7 protein-coding genes and 1 pseudogene are annotated in these 9657 nt (G+C 57.5%); 7 read left to right on the top strand and 1 reads right to left on the bottom strand.

All coding sequences use genetic code 11. The annotated features are described in order from the left end of the window. Positions 1–182 precede the first annotated feature (182 nt). Positions 183–1442: a glycosyltransferase family 2 protein gene (locus ACLTXB_RS09010; protein WP_235397652.1), complete on the top strand. Its 1260-nt coding sequence runs from the start codon at positions 183–185 to the stop codon at positions 1440–1442. A 58-nt stretch (positions 1443–1500) separates the two neighbouring features. On the opposite strand, the gene ACLTXB_RS09015 is transcribed toward ACLTXB_RS09010, so the two are convergent. Further along, positions 1501–2853 carry an MBL fold metallo-hydrolase gene (locus ACLTXB_RS09015; RefSeq protein WP_428226726.1) on the bottom strand — a complete coding sequence of 451 codons (1353 nt, stop codon included), beginning with the start codon at positions 2851–2853 and terminating at the stop codon, positions 1501–1503. 153 nt (positions 2854–3006) lie between these two features. Between ACLTXB_RS09015 and ACLTXB_RS09020 the strand changes: the two genes are divergently transcribed. From ACLTXB_RS09020 to ACLTXB_RS09045, 6 genes and pseudogenes are all read left to right on the top strand, one after another. Continuing rightward, positions 3007–3144, top strand: coding sequence for a hypothetical protein (locus ACLTXB_RS09020; protein WP_428226727.1), 138 nt, complete (start codon positions 3007–3009; stop codon positions 3142–3144). A gap of 120 nt (positions 3145–3264) precedes the next feature. Continuing rightward, the gene (locus ACLTXB_RS09025; protein ID WP_008981833.1) at positions 3265–4470 is read left to right on the top strand and encodes an AGE family epimerase/isomerase; all 1206 of its coding nucleotides are present in this window, start codon (positions 3265–3267) and stop codon (positions 4468–4470) included. A gap of 89 nt (positions 4471–4559) precedes the next feature. Beyond that, positions 4560–5486: a dihydrodipicolinate synthase family protein gene (locus ACLTXB_RS09030; protein ID WP_428226728.1), complete on the top strand. Its 927-nt coding sequence runs from the start codon at positions 4560–4562 to the stop codon at positions 5484–5486. Between the two features lie 124 nt (positions 5487–5610). After that, the gene (locus ACLTXB_RS09035) at positions 5611–7122 is read left to right on the top strand and encodes a sodium:solute symporter (RefSeq protein WP_428226731.1); all 1512 of its coding nucleotides are present in this window, start codon (positions 5611–5613) and stop codon (positions 7120–7122) included. A 71-nt stretch (positions 7123–7193) separates the two neighbouring features. Continuing rightward, positions 7194–7646, top strand: coding sequence for a YhcH/YjgK/YiaL family protein (locus ACLTXB_RS09040; RefSeq protein WP_008981836.1), 453 nt, complete (start codon positions 7194–7196; stop codon positions 7644–7646). 397 nt (positions 7647–8043) lie between these two features. Continuing rightward, a pseudogene (locus ACLTXB_RS09045) lies at positions 8044–9657 on the top strand (DNA-directed RNA polymerase subunit beta); the annotation flags it as partial.

Genomic DNA, 9657 nt, shown 5'->3' on the forward strand with positions numbered 1-9657 from the left:
GGGAGCGGGGGAAAAAGGCAAACAAACATTCTGTTAATTTTTCCCCACCCTGGAATAGAGGGGAGAAAGTAAGGGGAAAAGGGGCTTTTAAAGAGATCTTTTAAAAATCTTAATGATTTATATGGTGTGGGCTTAACATTTCACTGTTACACTGGGACCATCAAGCAAAGGAGGATTGGACCATGGAGTTTACCGCACGATTGATGCTGGCTTTTGCCAGTGTATTGGGTCTGGCAATGACCGTTTGGGGCGGTTATTATTTTGTGACAGCTCTGATGTCCTGGCGGCGCCCCATGGATTACGGCAGGCACCCGGCCCGGACCCGGTTTGCTGTTTTGATCGCTGCCCGCAATGAGGAGCTGGTCATTGGCTCTCTGGTCAACAGCCTGCTGACCCAGAACTATCCCCCGGAACTGTATGATGTATACGTGATCCCCAATAACTGCACCGATAACACCGCTCAGGCGGCCGCCAATTTCGGCGCCAAGGTACTGGAGTGCACCGTTCCCGTCAAGAGCAAGGGCGAGGTCATGCGCTTTGCCTACAACCAGCTGGCTGGTCGTGGCTACGACGCCTTCTGCGTGTTCGACGCGGACAATGTGGCCCATCCCGATTTCTTGAAGGAAATGAACAACGCCTACTGCGCCGGCGCCCGGGCGGCTCAGGGCTACCGGGACAGCAAGAATCCCTACGACACCGCTTTTTCCGGCTGCTACTCCATTTACTACTGGATGATGAGCCGCTTCCACAACAACGGCAAGGCTGGACTGGGACTGTCCGCCATGCTGGGCGGCACCGGCTTTATGGTGTCCGCCGCTGCGCTGGAGAAGATGGGCGGCTGGCGTACCCAGACCATCAGTGAGGATCTGGAGATGTCCGTTCAGCTGGCCATGGCCGAGGTAAAGATCTGGTGGGTCCCTCTAGCGATCACCTATGACGAGCAGCCTTTGAGCTATGAGATCTCGGTGAAGCAGCGCCGCCGCTGGACCAGCGGCACCATTCAGATCGCCCATCAGTATCTGCCTGTGATCATGGAGCGCATGATGCGCAAGCCGGACAGCGTGGTGTTTGATATGGGTGCTACCATGCTGGTGCCTGCCTACCAGGTGGCCGCTCTGGGCAGCTCGGTGCTCTCCGCTCTGGCGGTTGGCTGTTCCCGGCCCTACTTCTCTTTGTCCCTGGCTCTGGGAGCCTTCGCCCTGAATCTGGTGATCAGCGCGCTGGGCGCTACGGCGGCGGCTGTGCTGGTGGTGACGGTGGAGAATAAGTGGGACCGCCGCCTGTGGAAGGGCGTTGCCTGCTACTGGCTGTTCCTGCTGAGCTGGCTGCCTATTACCGTGGGCTGCTACTTTAAAAAGACCACAGTCTGGGAGGAGATTCGCCACACCCGCAATGTGGCTCCTCAGCCCGGTGGAAAAAGCCGACAGGCGCTGATGCCCTGATTTCAGATAAAGAAAATACCCCCGTTTCGCTTCAGGCGAAACGGGGGTATTTTGATATTCAGGCTAAGGGTTCAAAATCACTGGCGGGACGGCGGCAGATGGGGCAGATGAAGTCGTCAGGCAGGGTGTCCGACTCGTAAACGAAGCCGCAGATCTTGCAGACAAAGCCCTTGGGCTTGTCCTGGGGAGCGGGAGATTCCTCGACCACTTCTTCGCCCTTCACGCTGGCGGCGAGGACCTTGGCCAGGGCCTCCAGCTCGGCGTCCTGGCCGGGAGCCAGGGTAGACTTCAGGGTGACAGGGGCCTCCAGAATCTCCATGCCCTTCATGCCGGAGAGAATTTCAGTCATCAGCTTGCCGCTGGCGGGAGCCCAGGAACCGTTCTGAATCAGGGCAACCTTGCGGCCCCGCAGGGCGTGGTGGGCGATGTCGTGGAGGAGATTCTCCATGGAGACAAAGATGCCGTTGTTATAGGTGGTAGAGGCAAAGACGATGTGGCTGTACTTGAAGGCGTCGGAGAGAACGTAGGAGTAGTGGGTCACCGACACGTCGTACATCTCCACAGGGATGCCCATCTCGGCCAGACGGCAGGCCAAGATGTTGGCAGCCGTCTCGGTGCCGCCGTACACGGAGGCAAAGGCGATGAGCACGCCCTGGACCTCGGGCTCATAGGCGGCCCACTTGGCGTACTTGTCCACGATGTAGCCCAGATCCTTGCGCCACACGGGACCGTGGAGGGGGCAGATCATCTGGATATCCAGGCCGGCGGCCTTTTTCAGCAGGGCCTGAACCTGGGGGCCGTACTTGCCCACGATGTTGGTGTAATACCGGCGGGCGTCGTCCAGCCAGTCCCGGTCAAAGTTCACTTCATCAGCAAAGAGCACGCCGTTGAGGGCGCCGAAGGTGCCGAAGGCATCGGCGGAGAAGAGAATCTTATCGGTGGAGTCGTAGCTCACCATAACCTCGGGCCAGTGAACCATGGGGGCATTGACAAAGGTGAAGGTGTGCCGGCCGGTGGTGATGGAGTCGCCCTCGTTGACCAGATGGACCTCCTTGGGATCGGTGCAGTGGAACTGGCGGATCATGTTCAGGATCTTGCCGTTGCAGACGATGGTGGCCTCCGGATGGCGGAGCATCACATCGCCCAGAGTAGCGGCATGGTCGGGCTCCATGTGGTGGACAAAGACATAGTCCAGCTTACGACCGCCCAGAGCATACTCCAGATTTTCAAAGAACTGGGTCTGGATGGCCCGGTCCACCGTGTCAAACAGCACGGTCTTCTCATCCAGCAGCAAGTAGGAGTTGAAGGACATCCCACGGGGAACCGGATGGGTGCTCTCGAACAGGGGATGCTGGCGGTCGTTTCCGCCGATCCAAATCAGATCTTCGGTGACATGACGGATACAGTGCATATTGAAAACCCTTCTTTCTGGTAAAGTATCTTGAAACCGCCCTTTATCATATCACACACCTTAGAAAATTGGTAGCGGGTTTTTACCGCCGGAAACTGTGAGAGATGACGGAAGAAAGAGAAGAGGAGAGACACTTCGGAGAAGGGAAGTGGAATGAAAATTATTTTCAAAGCGGGGAGGAGCGGGAGTGAGTCAGAAAAGAATGGAATAAATACAGGTAAAAAACCACATGCTTCAAGAAAATTTCACATTCATTTGTCATTATACACAGAAATTGTGAAAAAATTTTAAACACTAATACGAATTGAAAATTATTTTCACGAGTGCTATGATGGTTACAACAAAAGGAAAACAAGTAAACGGAGCGGACAGATATCAAAGATATCTGACAAAGGAAAGGTTGGTCTTAACATGGATGTAAAGAAACTGGAACAGGCCAAACAGTGGGTGGAAAAGGAGCTGGCCAGCAGCGCGGAGTTCTGGCTGAAGTACGGTATGGACAAGGAGCACGGCGGCGTGTACACCTGCATCGACCGCACCGGCCGGCTGTTCTCCACCGACAAGAGCGTGTGGATGCAGGGCCGCTGCGGCTGGACCTACGCCTACCTGTGCCACGTGTACGGCAAGCGGGATGAGTGGATGCAGGCCAGCAAGAGCTGCCTGGACTTCATGGAGAAGTACTGCATCAACCGCGAGGCCGGTGACCGGATGTACTTCACCGTCACTGCCGACGGCAAGCCTCTGCGTCAGCGCCGCTACTGCTTCTCCGAGGGCTTCTACGCCCTGGCCAACGCCGAGTATTACGGCCTGACCGGCGAGAAGGAGTACATTGAGCGTGCCCGCCGCGCCTACGAGCTGATCTGGAACCTGAACAACGGTCTCATCAAGGACCCCACCGGCATGGGCCCCAAGACCATTCCCGAGACCCGTACCGGCCGGGCTCTGGCCGACCCCATGATCTACCTGAACATCACCTCGGTCCTGCGCCGCTGCGACCCTGAGCAGCGCGAGCTGTACGATGCGCGGGCCAAGGAGTGCGTGGAGACCATCTTTAAGTATCACCACAAGCCCGAACTCAAGTGCACCCTGGAGACCGTGGGTCCCAACGGCGAGTTCATGGGCGACATCTCTGCCGGCCGCTTTGTGAACCCCGGCCACGACATCGAGTGCTCCTGGTTCCTGATGGAGCAGGCCAAGTACACCAACGACGACGAGCTGCGCCGCAAGGCCATGGAGGTCTTTGACATGGCCATCGCCAACGGCTGGGACAATGAGTACGGAGGAATTCTGTACTTCATCGACTGCAAGGGCTTCCCCCCCGAGGCTTATGAGCACGACATGAAGCTGTGGTGGCCCCACAACGAGGCCCTGATCGCCAGCCTGATGATGTATCGGGACAGCGGCGATGAGAAGTACCTGGATTGGTTCTTCAAGGTGCTGGATTACTGCAAGACCTACTTTGCTGACGACGAGTACGGTGAGTGGTACGGCTATCTCCGCCGGGATGGCAAGCCCACCATGCCTGCCTGCAAGGGCTGCACCTTCAAGGGTCCCTTCCATGTGCCCCGCTGCCTGATCATGGTGGATACCATGCTGGGTGAGATCCTGGCCCGCTGAACATGTTCCCTAACCGCGCGGTGTGCGCGGAGAAACCTCTCCGGGCCTGAAGCGAGGCCGGAGACATATATATAGAGGAGGAAAAAATCATGAGCAATCTGGACAAGTATAAGGGCATTATTCCTGCATTCTACGCCTGCTATGACGAGCAGGGCAACGTCAGCCCCGAGCGGGTGCGCGCTCTGACCCAGTACTATATGGACAAGGGCGTCAAGGGCGTGTACGTCAACGGCTCCTCCGGCGAGTGCATCTACCAGGGCGTCGCTGAGCGTAAGATCATCATCGAGAACGTGATGGCCGTGGCCAAGGGCAAGATGACCGTCATCAACCACGTGGCCTGCAACAACACCCGGGACAGCGTGGAGCTGGCCAAGCACTCTGAGGAAGTGGGCGTGGACGCCATTGCTTCTATCCCTCCCATCTACTTCCGCCTGCCTGAGTATTCCATCGCTGCTTACTGGAATGCCATCAGCGCTGCCGCTCCCAACACCGACTTTGTCATCTACAACATCCCCCAGCTGGCCGGTACCGCTCTGACCATGAGCCTGTTTGCTGAGATGATGAAGAACCCCAAGGTTGTGGCTGTGAAGAACTCCTCCATGCCCACCCAGGACATCCAGATGTTCAAGGCCGCCGGCAAGGCTGCCAAGGGCGAGTTCGTGGTGTTCAACGGTCCCGACGAGCAGTTTGTGGCCGGCCGCGCCATCGGCGCTGACGGCGGCATCGGCGGCACCTACGGCGTCATGCCCGAGCTGTTCCAGAAGCTCAACGAGCTGATCGTTGCCGGCGAGCGGGACAAGGCCACCGAGCTGCAGTATGACATCAACGAGATCATCTACAAGATGTGCTCCAGCCACGCCAACATGTACGCCGTGGCCAAGGAGATGCTCCGCATCAACGAGAACCTGGATCTGGGCGGCGTGCGTGAGCCTCTGGAGAACCTGCAGGAGGCCGACAAGGCTGTGGCCAAGGAGGCCGCCGCTATGGTCATGGCTGCCAAGGCTAAGTACTGCTGATCTATTGTATAACCGATCCCCCGCATAACAATCCTCCGCAAAGCCAATCGCGCTGGACAGGCGGAGTGTGGTGCCGCCTGTCCGGGAGAATTTAAGATAAGGGAGATAACAACACATGCCTAACATGCAAGGTTTTACTGACATTGACCTGGCAGTACTGATCGTCTATCTGCTGGCGGTTCTGTTTGCTGGTCTGCACTTTGCCAAGAAAGAGATGAAGGGCAAAGAGTACTTCAAGGGCGACGGAACTGTGCCTTGGTGGGTCACCTCCGTGTCCATCTTCGCTACCCTCCTCAGCCCCATTTCCTTCCTGTCCCTGGCCGGCAACTCCTACGCCGGCACCTGGATCATGTGGTTTGCCCAGCTGGGTATGCTGCTGGCCATTCCTCTGACCATCAAGTTCTTCCTGCCTATTTACAGCAAGCTGGACATTGATACCGCTTACCACTACCTGGAGCTGCGCTTCAACAGCAAGTTCCTGCGCGTGCTGGGCGCTGTTATGTTCATCATCTATCAGGTGGGCCGTATGTCCATCATCATGTACCTGCCCTGCATGGTGCTGTCCTCTCTGATGGGCATCAACGTGAACATCCTGATCATCATCATGGGCATCATCGCCATCATCTACTCCTACACCGGCGGCCTGAAGAGCGTGCTGTGGACCGACTTCATCCAGGGTTCCGTGCTGCTCATCGGCGTTACCTTCGGTCTCATCTTCCTGATTGCTCACCTGGATGGCGGTTTCGGTGCCATCATCAACGAGTTTACCAACAACCACAAGTTCCTGGCTGTGGATCAGCCCATCTTTGACGCCAACATCCTGAAGGACAGCGTGTTCCTGCTGATCGTGGGCGCCGGCTTCAACACCATGGGCTCCTACGTCTCCTCTCAGGACATCGTGCAGCGCTTCACCACCACCACCGACACCAAGAAGCTCAACAAGATGATGCTGGCCAACGGCTGCCTGTCCATCTTCATTGCCACCGTCTTCTACCTCATCGGCACCGGCCTGTATGCCTTCTATCAGACCCAGGGCAACCCCCTGCCCCCTGCTGCTCAGCAGGATCAGATCTTCGCTTCCTGGATTGCCTTTGAGCTGCCTGTTGGCGTCACCGGCCTGCTGCTGGCCGCCATCTATGCCGCTGCTCAGTCCACCCTGTCCACCGGCCTGAACTCCGTGGCTTCCAGCTGGACCCTGGACATTCAGGAGCGTCTGTCCAAGAAGAAGCTGAGCTTTGAGACCCAGACCAAGATCGGTCAGTACGTCTCTCTGCTGGTTGGTATCTTCTCCATCGTGGTGGCCATGGTTCTGGCCAACGGCGGCGTCAAGTCCGCTTACGAGTGGTTCAACGGCTTCATGGGCCTGGTTCTGGGCATCCTGATCGGCAGCTTCATCCTGGGCGCCTTCACCAAGGTGGCCAACACCTTCGGTACCACCCTGGCTTTCATCGCTGCTTCCGCTGTGATGGTCTTCATCAAGTACGGCCCCTATGCTGCTGATGTGTCCATCTGGTCCTACTCCATCATCTCCATCGCCGTGTCCCTGGTTGTGGGTATCCCCGCTTCCATGATCTGGCGTGCGGTGAAGGGTGACAAGAGCGTTCCCGCTCCCAACACTACCATCTACAAGAACTAACCTCTGTTTCCACAGAGCTCTGAGGCTCCCGGCCAGGCCGGGAGCCTTCAAAAAACAAGGAGGCCATATCCATGGTATTCGGCAACATCCGTGATCGCAAAGATTATGCCTGGCTGGAGGACGTGGTGGGCAAGTGCTTTGACTACGCCAACACCCACGATCTGCTCAGCTTTGAGAAGGGCAGCCACACCATCGACGGGGACGACCTGTTCGTCAACATCGTGGAGTACGAGACCACCAACGCCGCCGACCGCTTCTGGGAGGCCCACCGGCAGTATCTGGACCTGCACTTCATGCTCCGCGGCCCCGAGCAGATCGATGTGAACTTCATCGACAACATGGAGCAGAAGGAGTTTGTGGAGAAGGACGACTTCCTGCCTCTGGAGGGCGAGCCCAACAGCCACGTGGTGCTCAACGCAGGTGACTTCCTGCTGTGCTATCCTGCCGATGCTCACCGCACTGCGGTGAAGGTAGGGGAGCCCACCACCATTAAAAAGGCGATCTTTAAGATCAAAATTAAATAAGTCAGCAAGGACCATTCCTTTCTAAAAACAACCGCCGCAGGGCCGCAGATTTTTACATCTGCGGCCCTGCGGCGTTATACAGGACAAGAAAAAATAAAAAAGCGGTTGACAAAAATCTGCCAACCATGGTACAATAAAATGCTTTTATATCCATGTCAAAAAGAACAAGGTCCCCCATGTTCTTGAGACAGTGTAGCATAGCCAATATAAAAAGGCAAGAGAAACCGATAGAAAACGAACAACGCACCCGGGTGTGCGGCACCAAGTGAAATCCGGGAAATTGTGGATTCTCCACAAAGAAACGGATGGGATTCGCCGCAAACCCACCGGAAAACAGTAGATCTGCCCGTTTAGTGACGAAGAAAGCGAGTTGATTTTTAGAATGGTAAAGGAAAGCATGGAAGACGTGCGCGCCCGCGTGGAAGCCAGAGCCAAGGACGTGTACTACGGCCGGACCCTGCGCAAGAGCTTTGCCCGCTACCAGGAGATCCTGGAGATGCCCAACCTGCTGGAGGTGCAGAAGAAGTCCTACCAGTGGTTTTTGGACACCGGCCTGCGTGAGGTCTTCAAGGACGTAGCCGCCATCACCGACTACGCCGGCAACCTGGAGCTGAGCTTCATCGACTACTCCATGGACGAGAAGCCCAAGTACGACGTGGAGGAGTGTAAGGCCCGGGACGCCACCTACGCCGCTCCCATCAAGGTGAAGGTGCGTCTGCGCAACAAGGAGACCGAGGAGATCAAGGAGCAGGAGATCTTCATGGGAGATTTCCCCATCATGACCAACTCCGGCACCTTTGTGATCAATGGTGCCGAGCGTGTCATCGTCTCCCAGATCGTCCGTTCTCCCGGCATGTACTACACCCGTACCGCGGATAAGGCGGATAACCTGACCTTCGCCACCACCGTGATCCCCTACCGGGGTGCCTGGCTGGAGTATGAGACCGATCTCAGCGACATCTTCTATGTCCGCATCGATAAGAACCGCAAGCTCCCCATCACCTGCCTGATCCGTGCGGTTGGTCCCAAGACCGACGCCGAGATCCTGGAGATGTTCGGTGAGGACGAGCGGATCGTGGCCACCATGGAGAAGGATTCCTGCAAGACCTACGAGGAGGCCCTGCTGGAGATCTACCGCAAGCTGCGTCCCGGCGAGCCCCCCACGCTGGACTCCGCTGAGAGCCTGCTCAACGCCACCTTCTACGATCCCCGGCGCTATGACCTGTCCGCCGTGGGCCGTTACAAGTTCAACAAGAAGATGAACCTGGCCACCCGTATCTCCGGCCACACCCTGGCCATGCCCGTGGCCGACCCCCGCACCGGCGAGATCATCGCCGAGGCCGGTGAGTCCCTGTCCCGTGAGCGCGCCCGTGAGCTGGCCGCCAAGGGCGTCAACGAGGTGGTGCTGGACGACGACGGCAAGCAGGTGAAGGTCTTCTCCAACAACATGGTGGACATGAAGAACTTCGTGGACTTCGATCCCGAGGAGTGCGGCATCTCTGAGATGGTCTTCTTCCCCGTGCTGTGCCAGCTGATGGACCAGTTCAGCGGTGAGGAGCTCAAGGAGCAGATCGCCGCCCATGTGGACGACCTGGTGCCCAAGCACATCATCAAAGAGGACATCATGGCCTCCATCAACTACCTCAACGGCCTGGCCCACAACATCGGCACCCCCGATGACATCGACCACCTGGGCAACCGCCGTCTGCGCTGCGTGGGCGAGCTGATCCAGAACCAGTTCCGCATCGGCTTCAGCCGCATGGAGCGCGTCATCCGCGAGCGTATGACCACTCAGGATCTGGATGTGGTCACCCCCCAGAGCCTCATCAACATTCGTCCTGTCACCGCCGCCATCAAGGAGTTCTTCGGCAGCAGCCCCCTGAGCCAGTTCATGGACCAGACCAACCCTCTGGCCGAGCTGACCCATAAGCGCCGTCTGTCCGCCCTGGGCCCCGGCGGTCTGAGCCGTGACCGCGCCTCCTTCGACGTGCGTGACGTTCACTACAGCCAC

It is taken from the genome of Flintibacter sp. (genome assembly GCF_046973065.1).